Annotated in this window: 19 protein-coding genes; 13 read left to right on the forward strand and 6 right to left on the reverse strand. The window is 67.9% G+C overall.

Annotated features, from left to right (window positions below; all coding sequences use genetic code 11):
* The first annotated feature begins 6 nt into the window (after window positions 1-6).
* From ABIC90_RS25105 to ABIC90_RS25160, 12 genes are all read left to right on the forward strand, one after another.
* A complete protein-coding gene (locus tag ABIC90_RS25105) occupies window positions 7-681 on the forward strand; it encodes a DUF3540 domain-containing protein (RefSeq protein ID WP_354359050.1) in 675 nt (224 codons plus the stop codon).
* Between the two features lie 16 nt (window positions 682-697).
* The gene (locus ABIC90_RS25110; RefSeq protein WP_354359052.1) at window positions 698-1,093 is read left to right on the forward strand and encodes a DUF4150 domain-containing protein; all 396 of its coding nucleotides are present in this window, start codon (window positions 698-700) and stop codon (window positions 1,091-1,093) included.
* A gap of 82 nt (window positions 1,094-1,175) precedes the next feature.
* Window positions 1,176-3,554, forward strand: coding sequence for a type VI secretion system Vgr family protein (locus ABIC90_RS25115; protein ID WP_354359054.1), 2,379 nt, complete (start codon window positions 1,176-1,178; stop codon window positions 3,552-3,554).
* A 23-nt stretch (window positions 3,555-3,577) separates the two neighbouring features.
* On the forward strand, window positions 3,578-4,060 hold the full coding sequence (locus tag ABIC90_RS25120; RefSeq protein WP_354359056.1) for a DUF6484 domain-containing protein: 483 nt from the start codon (window positions 3,578-3,580) through the stop codon (window positions 4,058-4,060).
* 16 nt (window positions 4,061-4,076) lie between these two features.
* A complete protein-coding gene (locus tag ABIC90_RS25125) occupies window positions 4,077-5,189 on the forward strand; it encodes a DUF2169 family type VI secretion system accessory protein (RefSeq protein ID WP_354359058.1) in 1,113 nt (370 codons plus the stop codon).
* Window positions 5,186-6,223 (forward strand): hypothetical protein, encoded by a 1,038-nt coding sequence (locus ABIC90_RS25130; RefSeq protein ID WP_354359060.1) that lies wholly within the window; start codon window positions 5,186-5,188, stop codon window positions 6,221-6,223. The genes ABIC90_RS25125 and ABIC90_RS25130 overlap by 4 nt, the downstream gene beginning before the upstream one ends.
* Window positions 6,224-6,225: 2 nt before the next feature.
* Complete coding sequence (locus tag ABIC90_RS25135; protein ID WP_354359062.1) at window positions 6,226-7,362, forward strand: PAAR-like domain-containing protein; 1,137 nt, start codon at window positions 6,226-6,228, stop codon at window positions 7,360-7,362.
* Window positions 7,363-7,379: 17 nt separating this feature from the next.
* On the forward strand, window positions 7,380-8,264 hold the full coding sequence (locus ABIC90_RS25140; RefSeq protein ID WP_354359064.1) for a hypothetical protein: 885 nt from the start codon (window positions 7,380-7,382) through the stop codon (window positions 8,262-8,264).
* A gap of 16 nt (window positions 8,265-8,280) precedes the next feature.
* Complete coding sequence (locus ABIC90_RS25145) at window positions 8,281-9,564, forward strand: TIGR02270 family protein (protein WP_354359066.1); 1,284 nt, start codon at window positions 8,281-8,283, stop codon at window positions 9,562-9,564.
* Window positions 9,565-9,578: 14 nt separating this feature from the next.
* Window positions 9,579-9,746, forward strand: a complete 168-nt coding sequence (locus tag ABIC90_RS25150) for a hypothetical protein (protein WP_354359068.1) — start codon at window positions 9,579-9,581, stop codon at window positions 9,744-9,746.
* Between the two features lie 122 nt (window positions 9,747-9,868).
* Window positions 9,869-11,605: a type VI secretion system-associated FHA domain protein TagH gene (tagH, locus tag ABIC90_RS25155; RefSeq protein ID WP_354359070.1), complete on the forward strand. Its 1,737-nt coding sequence runs from the start codon at window positions 9,869-9,871 to the stop codon at window positions 11,603-11,605.
* A gap of 52 nt (window positions 11,606-11,657) precedes the next feature.
* On the forward strand, window positions 11,658-12,518 hold the full coding sequence (locus ABIC90_RS25160; RefSeq protein WP_354359072.1) for a PP2C family protein-serine/threonine phosphatase: 861 nt from the start codon (window positions 11,658-11,660) through the stop codon (window positions 12,516-12,518).
* A gap of 49 nt (window positions 12,519-12,567) precedes the next feature.
* Here the strand turns inward: ABIC90_RS25160 and ABIC90_RS25165 are convergent, their stop codons facing one another.
* From ABIC90_RS25165 to tssA, 5 genes are all read right to left on the reverse strand, one after another.
* Window positions 12,568-13,140, reverse strand: coding sequence for a hypothetical protein (locus ABIC90_RS25165; protein ID WP_354359074.1), 573 nt, complete (start codon window positions 13,138-13,140; stop codon window positions 12,568-12,570).
* Window positions 13,141-13,220: 80 nt separating this feature from the next.
* Window positions 13,221-13,703 carry an Hcp family type VI secretion system effector gene (locus tag ABIC90_RS25170; RefSeq protein WP_354359076.1) on the reverse strand — a complete coding sequence of 161 codons (483 nt, stop codon included), beginning with the start codon at window positions 13,701-13,703 and terminating at the stop codon, window positions 13,221-13,223.
* Between the two features lie 141 nt (window positions 13,704-13,844).
* Window positions 13,845-15,338: a type VI secretion system contractile sheath large subunit gene (gene tssC / locus ABIC90_RS25175; RefSeq protein ID WP_354359078.1), complete on the reverse strand. Its 1,494-nt coding sequence runs from the start codon at window positions 15,336-15,338 to the stop codon at window positions 13,845-13,847.
* A 41-nt stretch (window positions 15,339-15,379) separates the two neighbouring features.
* The gene (gene tssB, locus ABIC90_RS25180; protein WP_354359080.1) at window positions 15,380-15,895 is read right to left on the reverse strand and encodes a type VI secretion system contractile sheath small subunit; all 516 of its coding nucleotides are present in this window, start codon (window positions 15,893-15,895) and stop codon (window positions 15,380-15,382) included.
* Between the two features lie 88 nt (window positions 15,896-15,983).
* Window positions 15,984-17,027 carry a type VI secretion system protein TssA gene (gene tssA / locus ABIC90_RS25185; protein WP_354359082.1) on the reverse strand — a complete coding sequence of 348 codons (1,044 nt, stop codon included), beginning with the start codon at window positions 17,025-17,027 and terminating at the stop codon, window positions 15,984-15,986.
* Between the two features lie 71 nt (window positions 17,028-17,098).
* Here tssA and tssJ point away from each other — a divergent pair, with 71 nt between their 5' ends.
* On the forward strand, window positions 17,099-17,620 hold the full coding sequence (gene tssJ, locus ABIC90_RS25190; RefSeq protein WP_354359084.1) for a type VI secretion system lipoprotein TssJ: 522 nt from the start codon (window positions 17,099-17,101) through the stop codon (window positions 17,618-17,620).
* 17 nt (window positions 17,621-17,637) lie between these two features.
* On the opposite strand, the gene ABIC90_RS25195 is transcribed toward tssJ, so the two are convergent.
* Window positions 17,638-18,816, reverse strand: coding sequence for a type VI secretion system protein (locus ABIC90_RS25195; protein WP_354359086.1), 1,179 nt, complete (start codon window positions 18,814-18,816; stop codon window positions 17,638-17,640).
* Window positions 18,817-18,828 lie beyond the last annotated feature (12 nt).

Here is an 18,828-nt window from a genome sequence, read left to right on the forward strand (position 1 = left end):
AACCCCATGCCCGCAGTCACCTCTCCATCCGTCAAGCGGCGGTCGCCCGTTACCCGACGTCCGAACCCGCCGCTGGCGGATGCCGCGGCCCTGTGCTGGAGCGCCACCGTGCAAGCCCGCGAAGGCGATGCGCTATGGCTCGCGCGGCCTGGTGTTGCGCGCACCCTGGCCCATGCAGCCGCGAGCTGCCTGCTGCTCCCTGTCCCCGGCGACACTGTTGCCTGCATCGGAACGGCCGATGGTGACGCGTGGGTTCTGGCGGTCCTGCGGCGAGCCGAAACATCGCAGCCCCGGGTGCTCCAGTGCGAAGGCGAAACGCACCTCGTCGTGCGCGGCGGAAGTCTCCGGGTGGGCGCGCCGGAACTGCGCTTCGAAGCGAACCGCCTCGATTTCAATGTGCAAGCGGCAAGTCTCTCGACCGACAGCGCCGAGTTTTCGGGACGCCAATTGCGAGTGGTCGCAGGCACCGTCAAGCTCATCGGCCATGCATTGAGCACGGTGATGGAGCGAGTCAACCATTTCAGCCACCACTATCTGCGAACCACCAAGGGACTTGATCGGGTCAGTGCGACGCACATCGAATGCGAGGCCGAGCAGTTACTGCGACTGCAAGGGGAGCATGCACTGATCAACGGTGCCAAGCTCGTCAAGACGCGCGGCGCACAGATCCACTTCGGCTGAGAAATCGGAGCTTGCCATGTTCGCCAATTGCCAGATGATGGGCACCGACATGGGGTTTCCCGATGTCTGCATGACACCGGCTGCCCCTTCGCCATTGCCCGTTCCGTATCCGAATGTCGCGATGGGGCCGATGGCCATCCCCAACTGTCCGACGATCCTGATCATGGGAACACCGGCACACAACCTGGGCACCACGATTCCGATGACCAATGGCGACAACGCCGGTGTGCTCCTCGGTGTTGCCTCGGGCACCGTGATGGGGCCGAGCCGCCATCTGACAGGTGCTTTCACCGTGCTGCTCAACAGCATGCCTGCCACGCGCCTTACCAGCACGACGTTGCAGAACAGCACCAATTGTCCAGGTGTACGCACCGTGCCGAGTCAGGCGCTGGTGCTCCTGCTGGCGCCCTGAGGGGTCACATCGACAGCTGGCCCTCGCCTGCTGGGCAGAGTCGGGAATAGGAAAACATGAAGAGGGCCTCGAGCCGAAACACATGGCCGATCACGAGTTCCGAATCGAAAGCGACTCACCCGCCAACGGCGAGTTGATGTTCTGGCGCATCGTCGGCCACGAGGCGCTCGCGCGCGCGTCGACCTACGAACTCACGGTGCTGTCGAAGAACCGCGCGCTCGACGCCAAGGACATCCTGGGCCGCGCGTTCGACGTGGTCATCGAATTCCAGGACAAGGACGGGGGCGTGCACGAGCGCCACTGCCAGGGCCATGCGGTGCGCTTCGAGCGCACGGGCCACGTGGGGCGGCACTTCGAATACCGCATCGGCCTGCGCTCGTGGTTCTGGCTGCTCACCAAGCGGATCAACTCGCGCATCCTGCAGGACAAGAAGGTGCTCGAAGTGCTCGATGCTGTCTTCGAAGACAGCCCGATCAAGCGCTTCAAGAAAACGAAGACCAGCAACGTGGTCGGCACCCACAACCCGCGCCGCTATTGCGTGCAGCACCAGGAGAGCGACTACCAGTTCCTGTCGCGGTTATTGGAAGACGAAGGCATCTACTACTGGTTCGACGCGCACGATGCACCAGGCACCATGCACCTGTCGGACGCGAGCGACATGGCGCACGACAAGCTGCCTGTCGAAGGCACGCTGCGCCACACGGCGAGCGACGCGACCGAGGCGCGCCACAACGAGATCTCGCGCTGGGTGAGCGCGCGGCAGTTCGACACCGGCACCTACGCCTCCAGTGACAGCAACTTCAAGTCGATCAAGAAGAAGCTCGAGGCTGCCGGTGGCGCGCCCGACAAGCACGAGCTGGCCGAGTTCGAGGCCTTCGAGTTCGCCGGCGGCTACTTCTCGGGCGGCGACGCGGACGACAAGGGCAAGCTGCGCGGCGAAGAGATCGTCGCGCGGCGCCAGCGCCACTGGGCGCTCACCACCTGGCCCGACGTGACGGCCGGGCGCAGCTTTACCTTCGAGGGCGACCCCGACGGCGCGCGCGACGGCGACTACATCATCGCGGCCTGCACTTTCGCGGCGAGCCATCCGGGCTACGAGAGCATTCCCCACAACACGCCGCGCATGCCCATCGAACGGGCGCTGCGCGAAGCGCTCGCCGATGATGCGGTGAACGCCGAGGCGCGCCCTGCGCTCGAAGCGCTGATCGCTGGCGCGCCCGCACTGCGCACCGACCCGCAGGGCACGAGCGCCTTTCTGATCACCGCGCTGCCGATCGACGTGCCGTTCCGCCCGCCGCGGCTCACGCCCCGTGTCGTGATGCCGGGCCCGCAGTCGGCCATCGTGGTGGGGCCGGCGGGCGAGGAGATCCATGCCGACGACTTCGGCCGGGTGAAGGTGCACTTTCACTGGGACCGCTACGACAAGAGCGACGAAAAATCGACCTGCTGGGTGCGCGTGTCGCAGCCGTGGGCGGGCAAGGGATGGGGCGGATATTTCATTCCGCGCATCGGACAGGAGGTGATCGTCGACTTTCTGAACGGCGATCCCGACCGCCCGATCATCGTGGGCCGCGTCTACAACGACGACCAACCGATTCCCTTCGGCTCGCACACGCAGAGCGGCTTTCGCACGCGCTCCACGCCCAAGGGCAGCGCGTCGAACTGCAACGAGTTCCGCTTCGAGGACAAGAAGGGCTCCGAGCAGGTGTACCTGCATGCCGAGAAGAACCAGGACATCGAGGTCGAGAACGACGAGACCCACTGGGTCGGCCACGACCGCACCAAGACCGTCGACCACGACGAGACCGTGCACGTCAAGCACGACCGCACCGAGACGGTGGACAACAACGAGACCATCACCATCGGCGTGAACCGCTCGGAGAGCGTCGGCAACAACGAGACCATCGCGATCGGCGTCAACCGCACCGAGACGGTGGGGAGCAACGAGACGATCTCCATCGGCGCAAACCGCAGCATCACCGTGGGCGCGAGCGAGACCGCGACGGTGGCGCTGCAGCGCACGCACACGGTGGGCATCAACGAAACCATCACCGTGGGCGCGGCGCAGGAGATCACGGTGGGCGCGATGCAGGCGATGACGGTGGGGGCGAGCCAGACGATCAACGTGGGGGCGAACCAGTCGAGCAGCATCGGGGCGAACCGGTCGGTGGATGTAGGCGGCAATCTCTCCACCACCGTGGGCAAGAACGAGTCGCGCAGCGTGGGCCAGGGGCGCACCGCCAGCGTGGGCAAGGACGACTCGCTCACGGTCGGCAAGAACCTCGTCATCAGCGCGGGCGACTCGATCTCCATCACCACCGGCAGCGCCAGCATCACGATGAAGAAGGACGGAACCATCGTCATCAAGGGCAAGGACATCACGATCGACGCTTCGGGAAAGATCAATGCCAAGGCGAGCAGCGACATCGTGATGAAGGGCTCGAAGATCTTGCAGAACTGAACACCATCGACGGAGCAAACACCATGAGCGGCAGAGACCTGATCGAGAGCGGAATGCAGCAAGCCCTGGCGGTCGCGCGTTGGGGCGGCGTGGTGATCGGTGAGCTGATCGCCATCGCCGACGAGGGGCGCACACCGCTCGTGATGTTCCCGGGCCAGGCCGGCACCGCGGCCGTGCGCGCGCGCAGCGTGGTCGACCTGCACGGCGCGCACATCGGAGCGGCGGTGGTGCTGATGTTCGAGCAGGCCGACGCGGGCTGCCCGATCGTGATGGGCCTGCTTCGCGGGGACGAGGGCTGGCCGCTCGCCGACAAGCCGGCGCAGGTGGAGGTCGAGGCCGACGGTGCGCGCATGGTGGTGAGCGCCCGCGAGCAGATGGTGCTGCGATGCGGCAAGGCCAGCATCACGCTCACGCGCGCGGGCAAGGTGCTGATCCAGGGCAGCTACGTGCTGAGCCGGTCCACGGGCGTGAACCGGGTCAAGGGCGGGGCGGTGCAGATCAACTGAACGGACGTAACCGGCCATGGAGATCGTCAATGCCACCGGAATGACCGTGGGATACACCATGGGGGTGGAGCCCTCGGGGCGCGAACTGCTGGTCGTGGTGGTGAAGGGCACGTTCACGATTCCGCCGGATGGCGGAACGGCAGAGCTTCTTGCGGTGCAACGCCCGCTGATCACGGCCGACACCTTCACCGGCACACCGGGGTATTCGGCGCCCGCGGAAGAGGTGGACTTCGCCCCGCGCAAGCTGCGCTGCGACGTTCTGGTGTCGGGCAGTGCGCACGCCCCGCACGGCGAGCCCGCGCAGCGCGTGGCGGTGGGCGTGCGTCTCGGGGGCTGGAAGAAGGTGTTCGCCGTCGTCGGCGACCGGCACTGGGAGGCGGGGCTCTCGGGTTGCCGGGCCTCGCCGCCTGTTCCTTTCGTGACGCAGCCGATCTCCTACGACCTCGCGTTCGGCGGCGTGGACGAGCGTCATGAAGATCCCGCCCGGCACGCCGCCTATATGGCGAACCCGGTGGGGCGCGGCTGGCACCGCAACCTGCAGGCCCGCTTCGTGGATGGCGCGCCGTTGCCGAACACCGAGGCGCTCGACCACCCGGTCGATGCGCCCGACGGTGTCTTCGCACCGATGGCGCTGGGCCCGCTCGGCAGGGGATGGTCGGGTCGGCTGCCGCATGCGGGCACCTACGACCAGGACTGGATCGACAACACCTTCCCCTTCTTGCCGGACGACTTTCGCGACGACTACTACCAGGCGGCGCCCGCCGACCAGCAGATCGCCCATCCGCTCGGCGGCGAGGAGATGGCCCTGGCCAACCTGACGCCCGAGGGCCAGACGCGGTTCCGCCTGCCGGCGCGCGATGTGCCCGTCACCTTCTTCCACCGCAAGGGCGGGCACCAGGAAACCCGCGCGGTGCTCGACACGATCGCCATCCACGCGGACCAGGGGTTCATGACGCTCGCATGGCGCAGCACCGTGCCGCTCAGGAAGAACATGTTCGAGATATCGAACATCCTCGCCGGCACGATGTCCAGCGGGTGGTGGCGTGCCCGCGCGCTCGGGAAAGCCTGGCATCCGTCGCTGGGCGCGCTGGTGCGCACCCACCGGCAGGACACGGAGCGCACGCCATGAGCGCGACGCCGTTGGTGGTCAGCAGGGTGGGAATGGTGACGGGCGTGGGGCTCGATGCGCCGGCGAGCTGCGCTGCGATCCGGGGTGCCATCGACAACTTCCAGCAGACCTCGTTCAGGGACCGGCGCGGCCAGTGGATCATGGGCTGCGAGGTTCCGCTCGAATATCCATGGCGCGGCGAGAAGAAGCTCCTGATGATGGCGGCGCGTGCGATCGGGGAGTGCCTGGATGGCTTCGACCAGGCCGCGTGCGAGTCAACGCCGCTCCTGTTGTGCCTGGCAGAGGCCGACCGGCCCGGGCGGTCGGTGCCGGACGACGCGCGCTTCCTGGCCGCCTTGCAGGACGAGCTCGGCCTGAGCTTTCATCCACAGTCCGCAGTGATCGTTCAAGGCCACGTCTCGGCAGCCGTGGCATTGCACCGGGGGCGCCAGATCATCGACGCGGCGGCGGCAACGCAGGTCATCGTGGCGGCCAGCGACAGCCTTCTGGCCGGTGCGGCATTGGCCGACTGCGAGGCGCGCGACCGGCTGCTGACCAGCGAGAACTCCGATGGATTCATTCCCGGCGAAGGCGCGGCCGCGCTGCTGCTGGAGCCCCTGCGCGCACAGCCGTGGGGGCAACTGGTGTGTCGGGGCATCGGCTTCGCGGTCGAGAAGGCCCACATCGATTCCGAGGAGCCGCTGCGCGCCGACGGGTTGACCTCGGCCATCAAGCAGTCGCTGCAGGAGGCTGCTTGCGACGAAAGCATCCTGGACTTCAAGATCATCGACGCCTCCGGCGGGCAGTACGTGTTCAAGGAGGCCACGCTTGCGTTCGGCCGCATCGACCGCACCAAGCGCGCCGAATTCGACGTGTGGCATCCGGCCGATTGCATCGGCGAAGTGGGTGCTACGGTGGGGCTCGCGATGATCGCCGTGCTCAAGGCCGCCTGCGAGAAAGCCTATGCCCGGGGAAACAACGTGCTGCTGCACCTGGGCAATGACGACGGCAAGCGCGCGTCGATGGTTTTTTCCTGGCTCCCGGCGGGAGGCTGACGATGGCCAACCAGGTGTTTGCCAACGGACGGGAGGTGGCTTGCAAGGCCGGCGCGGGCAAGACGATCTGCGCCACGCCCGACGTTTGCATGACGCCGCCCGAGAACCCCGCAACGCCGCCGGGCGTGCCGGTGCCCTATCCGAACACCGGCTTGGCATCGGACACAACCGACGGCAGCCGCACGGTGCAGATCTCCGGCCAGGAAATCATGTTGAAGAACAAGTCTTACTTCAAGACTTCGTCCGGCGACGAGGCGGGCAGTGCGGCCAAGAAGGGCGTGATCTCCAGCAAGAACAAGGGCAAGGTGTACTTCATCGACTGGTCGATGGACGTGAAGTTCGAAGGCGAGAACGCTGTGCGGCACCTGGACAAGACCACCAACAACCACGGCAGCCCGATGGCCAACGAATCCATCCCCTGGCCCTTCGTGGACTCGATGGCCGACGGCGACATCAAGGCGCTCTGCGACAAGGACATCGAGCAGGAAAAGACGGCCTGCAAGGGCTACAAGAAAAAAGCCGACGGTCCGGGCAAGGATGTGTGCGAGGAGGCCGGCATCGGCAGCGCATTCACACGCAGCAAGGGCGCGACAACCACGCGCGCGAAGAACGCGAGCGAAAACCCTTGCGCGGCGGCCCGCCGATGCCGGCTGGCGCCCTACAACGCCGAACCCAGGGACGGTATCACCGGCTGCTGTCCGGCGCAGACCGGCGATCACATCGTTCCCAAGAGTTCGTTCTTCGTGAACTCCGTCTCCGACGGAACGCCGATGCCGGGCTGGGAAAAGTACAGCATCGACAAGGCGCCCTGCATGTGCACGGAGGGCGGGAGCTGCTCGGGAACGCACGGCTTGCGCCATGCGCATCACAAGACGACGGCCGGCGCCGGCGTCTCGCCGGGCGACCACCGCTCCTTCAACGCCGAGGTCGCGCATTGCGCCAAGGGCGCCACGGCGGTCGCGCCGCAGTGCGACAAGGCCTGCATCGAGGCGCAGCTCAAGCAGGGGCACAAGGGCATGGGCGACCAGCGCAAGGCTGTGAAGTTCTCGCCGACCGGCAAGAACGACATGTCGAAATTCGAGGCGCTGAAGGCGACGATCGCCTCGGCGCTCGGCAAATTCGGTCGGCGCGCACGCTGACGAGAAGGAGAGTCCCAATGAGCAACCCCGTTCTTGATTCGCGTGAATTCGTCAGGGGCGCCGCGCGCTTCAACGACCTGGTCTACGTGATCAGCCGGGGAAGATCGCTGGCGGCCGGCGACATCGCCCACACCAGTCTGGTGGCAGTCGACCAGGGGCAGTGGAGCGACGCCGTGGACACGGAGTGGGATTCGGCGGCTGTCGCGATGGCTCGCGCGCCCGAGGAAAAGGTGGTCCTCATCGGCGAGGACGGCGACGTCGTCACCTACGTCGGCGGCAACTCGACGCAGGAGGCGATCATGCCGCCGCCGGTCATGATCCGCAACGCCCGTGAGATCGGCGGCCATGTGTATGCCTGCGGCATGAAGCGCCAGGTCTTCAGACGCGGCGGCGAGCGGCAATGGAGCGACATGAGCGCGCCGCGCGCAGGCGATACCGACGAACTCGGCTTCGAGGCAATCGACGGCTATTCGCAGAATGAGATCTACGCCGTGGGCTGGGGCGGCGAGATCTGGCAGCACGACGGCGCGGCCTGGCACGAGAGGGCCAGCCCGACGAACGTGATCCTCACAACCGTGTGCTGCGCCGGCGACGGCGTGGTCTACGCGGGCGGGCAGGGCGGCATCCTCGTGCGCGGAAGGAACGACGCCTGGGCGGTCGTGCCGTGGGACGACGAGGTCACCGCCGATCTCTGGGACCTGTGCTGGTTCGAGGGCCGGCTCTACGTGGCGACCATGACGGCGCTCTTCACGCTCGACCGCGATGTGCTCGTGCCGGTGGACTTCGGCAATGCCCGCCCGGCGACTTGCTACAGCCTCACCACGGCGGAGGGCGTGCTTTGGTCGGTAGGGCGGGACGACGTGGTCTCATTCGACGGCACCGCGTGGCAGAAGTACAAGTGAACCGGACGGCCCCGACATGACCGCTGCATCGCTGCGCGCCGCTGCGGCGATTCCGCTCGTCGTGGCGCGCCACGCCGAGGAATCCGCGCTGCTCTGCAACCAGCGATTTTTCCTGGCGGGTTCGGCGCACGCAAAGCTGCATCACCTGCGCCGCCTCGACGACAGGCTGGCCGCACACCTCGACGGCCTGGCGGTGGCGCGCGATGCGGGCAGCAGGGCCTGCGACGAGGCGCTGGCCCGTGCCGGGCGCGGCGAGGTGTTCGCGGCCATCGTGCTGGCGCTGGAGAACCGCGACCTGGCGCGGCTGGAGCGCCTGCTGGCCATTGCCGAGCTGTTGCCCGAGGTGCGCGATGCGGTTGCACTGGCCGGCGGCTGGGCGTCGGGCGAATCGCTGCGGGGCATCGCGAAGGACATGCTCGTTTCACCCCATGCGTTTCGACGCGCCGTCGCCATCGCCGCCTGCGATTTCCACATGGTCGACCCCGGCGATGCGCTGCACGCCGCTGTCGCCGATACCGACACGGTGCTGCGGGCGCAGGCACTGCGCGCCGTGGGCGAGTGCGGAAGGGCCGATCTTGCGGCCGCGTGCGTCGGGGCGCTGCAAGACGGAGATCCCGGCTGCCGCTTCTGGGCCGCGCGGTCGGCCGTGCTGCTCGGCGAGCGTCACAAGCCCGTGCGTGCGCTGCACGACGCCACACTGTTGCCCGAAGCGCCGCACGGCACACAGGCCCTGTCGCTGCTGTTCAAGCTGGCGACGCCGGCGCAGGCCGCGCCGCTGCTGGCGGAGATGCTCGACAAGCCCGGCCACGTGCGCGACGCCGTGCGCAGCGCTGGCACGGTAGGCGACACGCGGCTGGTGCCTTGGCTCATCGCGCAGATGGAAGAGCCGGCGATGTCGCGTCTGGCGGGCGAGGCCTTCAGCACCATCACCGGCCTGGACCTGGCCTGGCTGGACCTGGAGCGCAGGCCGCCCGAGGACATCGAATCCGGCCCCGGCGACTCGCCGGAAGACGACAACGTCGCCATGGACGAAGACGACGGACTGCCCTGGCCCGACCCCGCGAAGATCGGCGACTGGTGGGCCGCCAACGCGCACGGCTTTCAGCCCGGCGAGCGCTACTTCATGGGCGCGGTGCCATCGTGGGCGCATTGCACCGGCGTGTTGAGGAACGGCTACCAGCGCCAGCGCATGGCCGCCGCGGAATACCTTTGCCTGCTGCGTCCGGGGAGCAAGCTGTTTCCCACGAGCGCGCCGGCGTGGCGCCAGCAGCGATGGCTCGCGCAGTGGCCGGACGAATGAGCGAGGGACCGCCGATGGCCGCGAAGTACATCCTCGCCGCGCTCGCCGCCGCATTCCTGGTCGCCGCCGCACTGCGCTGCGCAAGAGGCCGCACGCTGCGCGACCCCGCCGTGCGCACCTGGCTCCTCATCGCCCTCATCTTCACCGCCGTCGCAGCCTGGCTGCAATGGCATATCTCTTAAGGCGAGATTGCCAACGTGCCCCACGGAATGAATACTCCTTCTGAGTTTTTTCGCTTGTGCACGCCGTGCGTGCGCGGGCTGTGTTCGGGCATAGAAGGGCCTAGAGCCTCGGGGGCCGTTTCATGATCCATATCGCTGTCGTCACCCGGCAAGGCGCTCCGGCGGGGCAGGCCATTGCGGCCGATTTCGGGCCCAACGGGGGCACCATCGGCCGGGCCGACACCAACACGCTGGTGCTCGACGACCCCGACCGCACGGTCTCTCGCGTGCATGCGCAGGTGCTGTGCCGCGACGGCCAGTACTTCGTGATCGACCGGGGCAGCAATCCGATGCAGTGCAACGGCGTGTCCCTGGGCTCCGGCAAGGAAGCGCCGCTCACCGACGGCGCGCGGCTGGTTGTGGGCAGCTTCGAGCTCACTGTGCGCATGACGGCCGCCGCGGCGCCGCCCTCGCTGGCCATTCCCAACACGGTGATGTCGGCGCCGGGCGCGGCCGCGCACGCGGGCACGTCGAGCGACGACCCCTTTGCCGATCTGCTCGCGGGGCTCGGTTCGCCGGCGCCAGCGGCTTCCTCGGCGCCAGCGCCTGGTGCCGCACGTGCGAAAGCGCCCGCACCCGCGCCAGCGCCCGCCAGCGCCGACTCGCTGCTGTTCCCCGACCCCATGGAAAGCGGCTCGCGCAACGCAGAAGCCGCGCAGGTCGATCCCTTCGCCAATCTGCTGGGGCCCACGCCGTCGTCGGCGCCTTCGGCCGGCATGGGCGCGCTCGACGATTTCTCCGACCTGGGCGCGCCGCCCGCGCACGGCAGGGCCGCCGGCATCGACGACCTCTTCGGCGGCATGGGCAGCCTGGGCGGCGGCATCGGCGGCGATCCGCTCGCGCTGTCGCCGCTGGCCGATCCGCTGCTGCAGCCCAACACCGCGTCTTCGATGGACCCGCTGGCCGCCTTGCAGAGCGCGGCGCCGTCCACGCCCACGCCGCGTTCGGACCACCTGCCGATCGACCAGTTCGGCTTCACGCCGCCGAAGGTCGTCACGGCGCCGCCGCCTGCACCAGCGCCTTCACCGGCCGTTGTGCCCATCGCCGCACCGGTCGCCGAGTTGCCGCAGTTCGACGACATCACGGGCCAGCCGATCCGCATCAGCGGGCCCGAGGTGGTGGGCAAGCCTTTCGAGCCGCCTCCGCCTCCGCCACCGCCAGCACCGCCGCCGCCCGTGCAGCGGGCGGCTGCGCCGGCCGTCGCGCGCGCCGAGCGCACCGCCTCCGACGACGAGCTGCTCGCCGCTTTCCTGCGCGGCCTGGGCAGCACGCACCAGACGCCCGAGATGCTCACGCCGGGCCTCATGGAGCGCATCGGCGCGATGCTGCGCAGCGCCACCGAGGGCACGCTGCAGTTGCTGCTCACGCGGCAGGAGTTCAAGCGCGAGGTGCGCGCCGAGGTCACGATGATCGCGGCGCAGGCCAACAACCCGCTGAAGTTTTCTCCCACGGTGGAGGTGGCGCTTGCGCACCTCCTGGGGCCAGGCGTGCGCGGCTTCATGCCGGCCGAGGCGGCGATGCGCGACGCCTTCAACGACCTGCGCGCCCACCAGTTCGGCGTGATGGTGGGCCTGCGCGCGGCGCTGGCCCATGTGATCGCGCGCTTCGAGCCCGAGGAGCTCGAGAAGAAGATCAGTGCCAGGTCGGCGCTGGACTCCCTGTTCAGCGCCAACCGCAAGGCCAAGCTCTGGGACCAGTTCGTGGCGCTGTACGGCGGCATCGCGACCGAGGCGGAGGACGATTTCCACAACCTCTTCGGCAAGGCGTTCCTGGAAGCCTACGAAGAGCAGATGGCGCGCCTGAAATCCGACGACCGCTGACGCAGCGGCGGCACGGCAAACACATCCAGCAATCACACGCGAGGCACCCCGCTTGGAAATTGAAATCGTCACGCTGTCCCGACAGGGCGGCCGCAACTACAACGAGGACGTTCACGGCCACTGGCACGACGAGCGCTATGTCGCCTGCCTGGTGGCGGACGGCGCGGGCGGCCATGGCGGCGGCGATGTGGCGGCGGCCACGGCGCGCAGCAGCGTGCTGGGCGGCTTTTCGGCCGCGCCGGGGCTGGACCAGGCCACGCTGCACAAGCTGATCGAACAGGCCAACCTCGATGTGGTGGCCCGCCAGGCCGAAGGCGGCAAGCTGGCCGGCATGCGCTCCACGGTGGTGTTCGCGGCCATCGACCTGGAAAGCCAGTCGCTGGCCTGGGTGCACAGCGGCGACAGCCGGGCCTATCTGTTCAGGGGCGGCGCCATCGTGGCGCGCACCACCGACCACAGCCTGGTGCAGCAGATGGTGGCCGGCGGCATGCTCGACGAAGAAGGGGCGCGGCTGCATCCGCAGCGCAACATGCTGCTGTCGGCGCTGGGCTCGGTGGAGGAGGCGCCCGACATCACGGTGTCGGACCGCATGCGCCTCTTGGCCGGCGACGTGCTGCTCCTGTGCAGCGACGGCGTGTGGGAGCCCTTGGGCGACGAGTGCCTCATCGACACGCTGCACGCCTCGCGCACGCCCACGCAGTGGACCGAGCAGCTCGATACGCAGATCAAGGCGCATGCGAAGCCGGGGCACGACAACTACACAGCGCTCACGCTGTGGGTGATGCCCGACGAGAACGACGACGATGCGACGCGGCTGATGCCTGCGAGTGCCGATGCCGATGCCGATGCGCAGGAGACGATGCCGGCGCCCATGGGTGAGGCGCCCGCGGTGCCTGGGAAAGCTGCGCAGTAGAGAGGGAACAGGAATGGAGGGAGCGGGCGGGGCGATGAGGCCCCGGGCCTCAGGGCGCCTTCGGCGTATAGGCCTTCAGCGTCCCCGTGACCGTCACCCCCACGGTCACTTCCACCGTGGCCATGGCCATCTTGCCGTCGTCCGCGCGCTTCATCATCTTGCGCGTGGTCGTCTTCTTGGCGGGCGAGCCCTTCCAGCGGATCGCGCTGGAGCGCACCTTGTCCTTGTTGCCCATGTAGTTCTGCTCCAGCACCGTGATGGCGCCGTCGCCCGGGTTCCTGGAGAGGATCGCGGTGTGGTGCGGATGCCCCACCGTGGTGACGTGGGGCTCTTCCTTGTCGGTCCAGCCCGAGCCGTCGGCAAAGGTGACGTCGGTGATCGACGTGGTCGTCATTTCGTAGTCGCGGTACTGGAGGATGTCGCCTGGCAGGGCGTCCTTGAGTGCGACTTCATCGCCCCAGATGTAGTCGTCGTCGGCGCCGGTGCCGCCGAAGTCCGACGAAGTGCCGGCTCCGGCCTGGCGCAGGGCCTTGTTGGCCAGGTCCCAGCACTCGCCCGCGCCGACCTGCTTGCCGGCCTGTCCGCTGGCCCACTGAAGGACCTTGGCATTGAATGTTCCCATCGCGTGTCTCCGGCTTCAGAGCGTGACGCCGCCCCCGGCCGCTTGCGGCGGCCGGAGGGTCGCGTCGGGTCTTCAGGCCTTCAGACCTTCTTGTTGGCCGCGATGTCCCAGCCGGTTTCCTTGGTGCCGTCGCCGGAACCGTCGGCCTTCTGCGGCGTGTACTCGTACTTGAACTTGGAGAAGTTCAGCGAGATGGTTTCGGTCAGGCGGTCTTCGCCGCCGCTGCCGCCGGCGCTGATGCTGCTCACCAGAATGTCTTCCATCGTGAGCTTGACGTATTCGAGCGGCGTGGCGCCGGCCTTGCGGATCACCAGCGTGCCCTTCTTGATGTGCTGGCCGTTGCAGCAATCGAGCAACAGCAGGTGCGAGGAGGCGTCCACGTACTTGGTGATCGAGATGTCCTGCACGCTCACCTTGCCCGCGCCCGAACCGCCGCCCACGTGGCCGGTGCCGGACTGGCTGGCGCCCCAGCTCCAGGCGAGAACGTCGATTTCCTTCTTGTGCGAATCGTCCTTGGATTCACCGTCGACGCCTTCGAGCTTCAAAAACATGTCTGCAGCCATGATGCTTACCTTTCAGTTGTGTGAGTCAGAGAGAGAAAAAAGGGCTTCCGTGCGGTGCTTTCGGCGTTGGTGCCCGGGAGCTATGAAGAGAACGAGCAAGGGGCGGTGTTTTCAAAGCCCCTCCGAAGGCATATGCCTTTCTTACTTTCCGCCCTTGGCCGAGGGCAGCTTGGACACCAGGCGCAAGGACACCGTGAGGCCTTCGAGCTGGTAGTGCGGGCGCAGGAAGAACTTGGAGCTGTAGTAGCCGGGGTTGCCCTCGACTTCTTCCACCACCACCTCGGCCGCGGCCAGGGGCTTGCGGGCCTTGGTTTCTTCCGACGAGTTGACGGGGTCTCCGTCCACGTAATTCATGATCCATTTGTTGAGCCAGCGCTGCATGTCGTCGCGCTCCTTGAAGCTGCCGACCTTGTCGCGCACGATGCACTTCAGGTAGTGCGCAAAGCGGTTGCAGGCAAAGAGGTAGGGCAGGCGCGCCGCCAGGTTGGCGTTGGCCGTGGCGTCGGGGTCGTCGTACTCGGCCGGCTTGTGCAGCGACTGGGCGCCGATGAAGGCGGCAAAGTCGGAGTTCTTGCGGTGGATGAGCGAGAGCAGGCCGGCCTTGGAGAGCTCGGCTTCGCGCCGGTCGCTGATGGCGATCTCGGTGGGGCACTTCTGGTCCACGCCGCCGTCGTCGCTCGGAAAGGTATGCAGCGGCAGGTTTTCGACCGCGCCGCCCGACTCGATGCCGCGGATGCGCGAACCCCAGCCGTAGAGCTTGTACGAGCGGTTGATGTTGGTGGCCATCGCATACGCGGCGTTGGCCCAGGCGTACTTGCTGTGGTCGGCGCCGGCGGTGTCTTCCTCGAAGTCGAACTCTTCCACCGGATTGGTGTTGGCGCCGTAGGGCGTGCGCGCCAGGAAGCGCGGCATGCACAGGCCCAGGTACTTGGCGTCGTCCGAATCGCGGAGCGACCGCCAGCCGGCGTACTCGGGCGTGAGGAAGATCTTGGTCAGGTCGCGCGGGTTGGCGAGTTCCTGCCACGACTCCATCTGCATCAGGTTGGGGCTCGCACCGGTGATGAAGGGGGCGTGCGCCGAGGCCGCGATCTTGGCCATTTCGCCGAGCAGTTCAACGTCGGGCGGGCTCTGGTCGAAGTGGTAGTCGCCCACCAGCGCGCCGAAGGGCTCGCCGCCGAACTGGCCGTACTCCTGCTCGTAGATCTTCTTGAACATCGGGCTCTGGTCCCAGGCCGCGCCCTTGAACTTCTTCAGGCTCTTGGCCAGGTCCACCTTGGAGATGTCCATCACCCGGATCTTCAGGTGCTCGTCGGTCTCGGTGTTGTTCACCATGTAGTGCAGGCCGCGCCACGCGCTCTCCAGCTTCTGGAAGTCGGCGTGGTGGATGATCTTGTTGACCTGGTCGGTCAGCTTCGCATCGATGGCGGCGATCATGGCCTGGATCGACTTGGTCACGTCCTTGCCGATGACGGTGCTGTTGCTCAGCGCCTGCTGCGCCAGCGTGAGCACCGCGGCTTCGACGGCGCTCTTGGCTTCGTCGCTGCGCGGCTTGAATTCCTTTTGCAGCAGCGACGAAAAATCGCTGCCCGCATAGGCGACATCTTTGAGTGCGCCCTGCTCGAGTGCTTCTGCCATGGTGGTTTCTCCTCGTGGTCCTGTGTGTCTGGCGGGTGGGGTCAGGCGGCAGGCTTGGCCGTGTCGTCGGGCTTGGCGGTGGCGGCCAGCGACTGCAGCAGCGCCGGGTCTTCCAGCACCTTGGCCAGCAGTTCCTCGGCGCCGTTCTTGCCGTCCATGTAGGTCACCAGGTTGGACAGCTGGGTGCGCGCCTCGAGCAGCTTGTTGAGCGCGCCCACCTTCTTGGCGACGGCGGCGGGCGAGAAATCTTCCATGTTCTCGAAGGTGAGTTCGACCTTGAGCTCGCCCTCGCCGGTGAGCGAGTTCTCCACCGCGAACGCGGCGCGCGGCTTCATCGCCTTCATGCGCGAGTCGAAGTTGTCGACGTCGATCTCCAGGAACTTGCGGTCGGCCACGGGCGCGAGTGGATCGGCCGGCTTGCCCGACAGGTCGGCGAGCACGCCCATCACGAAGGGCAGCTGGATCTTCTTTTCGGCGCCGTAGAGTTCGACGTCGTATTCGATCTGCACGCGGGGCGCCCGGTTGCGGGCGATGAATTTCTGACTGCTCTTGGCCATGGCGATGCTCCTTGCGGGGATGAATGGGGCGGTAAAGGTCGACAGGAAAAAATGGGGCGGGCTTGTGCGTTTGCTTGTGCGCTTGCGATTACTCGGACGAGCGCTTGCCGGTCACGTTCTCGATGGTGTCCAGCGCGCCGGGCGCGAGGTTGGCCATGATTTCGAGAAAGCTCACGCCGATGAGCTTCTTGGCGCGGTCGATCAAAAGCGGCGCGGGGTTGCCGGGCTCGGTCTGTTCGAGAAAGCGGATCACGCGGTCCAGCATCTGCACGGCGTCCTGCCGGGTCTGGATCTCGCCGCGCGCGGCAGCGGAGCGCGCGGTGCCGCCGGCCACCTGTGCGGCCTGGCCCTCGGCGCCCTCCGCGCCTTCGGGCGCATCGGCTTCTTCAGGCGTGCCGACGGCGGCGCTGCAGGCCTTCTGCAGCATGCGTGCAATGGCGCGCAGCGGCGCCAGGTCGATCACATCGGAGCGGCCGGTGCGCTCGACCAGCAGGGCCTGCAGCTTCTCGACCAGCGCCGGCACGCCGATGGCGGCTTGGATCAGTTCGGGCCGTTCGGCGTGCAGCGCCTCCAGCCCGCCCTGGATCTGCGCGGGCGAATAGGTGGGGTCGCCGCCCACCGCGTTCAGCAGGTTGTTGGCCACCGCGATGTCGCGCACGCGGATCGCGCCCACGCCGGGTGCCACGCCCACCTGCGCGTCGTACAGGTCGCGCAGCACCATGGTCTCGTCGCCCAGCGGCGCGAGCGCGTTCAGGCGCATGGTGGGGTCGTTGTCGTCGTCGGCATCCAGCTTTGGATGTATGCCGTCCCAGAAGGTGTCGAGCAGGCCGGTGAGCAAGCGCATGCCGGCGACGAAGCCGTTGAGGCCCTGCAGGCGCGTGGACGCGCGCAGCAGCAGCACCGCGGAACGCACGTCCTTGCTGCGGCGCAGGAGCGCATCGGACTGCTCGGCGACCTGGCGCCAGTCGGGTTCCACCGCCGCAATGACGGTGTCGCCGAACTGTTGTTCGGGTTTGCCCTGTGCGGCGGTGGTGAGCGCGGTGAAGTCCGCGTCGTACTCCAGGTCGTCCCCGCACGGCGATGCCTCGCCTATCGGCGTGAGCAGTGCTTCTACAAGTTCGTGAGTCAGCATGTTGCCTGTTCGAGTTCGCTGGTGATAATCAAAGATGCGTCAGGACCGGTCAATGCAACGAAGGGAATAGCATGCGCACGCTGGGTACACACCATTCGTCCTATGAAGGCATCCTTGCCGCGGCATCGCGGCGCCGCGTGGGGGCCCTGGGCCTTGCCCTGGCGGGGCTCGCGAGCCTGGGCCTTGCGGGTTGCGCGAGCAAACCCGTGGTCACGCCGGTGAGCATCACGCTCGTGGCCGGCGCCGATGCCAACCCCGATGCGCGAGGCCGTGCATCGCCGCTCACGGTGCGCGTCTATGCGCTGAAGACGCCGGGGCCTTTCGAAGGCGCCGACTTCTTCTCGCTGTTCGAGAAAGACCAGGCCACCCTCGGCGCCGAGCTGGTGCAGCGCGAAGAAATGCTGCTGCGCCCCGGCGAAACCAAGAAGCTCGACCTCACGCTGCCGGCCGATGCCAAGTCCATCGCGGTGATGGCTGCGTTCCGCGACCTGGACCGCGCGCGCTGGCGCGAAGTGGTGCCTGTGACCACGGGCAAGCCGCAGACGCTCACCATCAATTTCGGCGCGCGGCAGATCCGCATCGAGTCCAAGTAAGCGCAGGGCGGTGCGCTTCACGGCGCACCCGCCGTTCCTGCCGCAACCGCCGCGGCGTTCGATGACACCGCACGCCCTGGCCGCGCCAGCGGCTGGTCGGCCGGTAAAAAGCGCCCGAACAGGTCGTGCACGAAGGCGCCGCCCGTGGCCCCCGACGACGAGGCCGTGAGGTAGAGCCCGCGCCAGCGCGGCGCGCGCGAGCCCTTGCCATGGCTGTCGAACAGGGCCGCGGCCACCTCGCGCAATGCGGGTTGCAGCGCCTGCACCGATTCCACAAAAGAATGGATCGCCAGCTGCCCCGCCGCTCCCGGAAGTTCGCGCAGCAGCCCCATGCGCAGCGCATGCAGCTGCAGCGCGAGGGGCTCGAACACCGCGTCCAGCCGCTCGCCCGCCGGCGAGCTGGCCGACGGGTCGGTCAATCGGTGCCCCAGCACTTGCGCCAGCACCTCGGGCGGCAGTGCGCCGCGCACGGTCGCGTAGCCCGGCAGCTTCTGCAGCCCGGTGACCACCAGATAGACGGGCAACTGCAGCCGCAAGGTGTCGCCGGCCTCGTCGATCAGCCGGCGCATCCGCGCCGCCGTGGCCGGGGCGTCGGCCGCATCCGCGCGCAGCAGGGTGTTCGCCGCGAAGCACACCACCAGGCCGTTCAGCGGCAGCCGGTCGCGCCGGTCGGCCAGTGCGAGCAGCGCCTGCAGCCAGAGGCCGCGCGCGTGCAAGGAGGTGGAGGTGTCGGCCGGTTCGGCGACCGCGTCGGGGTGGATCTCGATGCCCATCGCCGCGTCGGTGAGCCACCAGCGCCAGCAGGTCTGGCCCAGGGCTTCGTCGCCGGCTGGGGGCGGGCGTTCGGCATGCGCTGTCGCGAAGAGGCCGGGCAGGCCGGCCGCCGCATCGCCGAGGAACAGGAACCAGGGCGTGGGTGCGGCCGGAGCATGCGATCCGTGAGAGGCATGCGATGCGCGGGCCGGCGGTGGCGGCGCGTGCCGCAGCGCCTGGCGCGCCTGCGCCATCGAGGTCCGCAGCGCATCGACGGTCGCTTCGTCGACCGGCGCGGCCAGCGCCTCGATGCGCCGCAGCAGCCCGCGCCGCCGCGCGCCGCGCCCGGCATCGCGCACCGAGGCATACAGCAGCACGAAGCCGACCAGGCACAGCGCCACCAGCGTCCAGAAAAAATAAAGGGGCGACAGCAGGGTGGTCATGGCGGTCTGGCG

This window comes from Variovorax boronicumulans (genome assembly GCF_040544675.1).
GTDB lineage: Bacteria > Pseudomonadota > Gammaproteobacteria > Burkholderiales > Burkholderiaceae_C > Variovorax > Variovorax boronicumulans_D.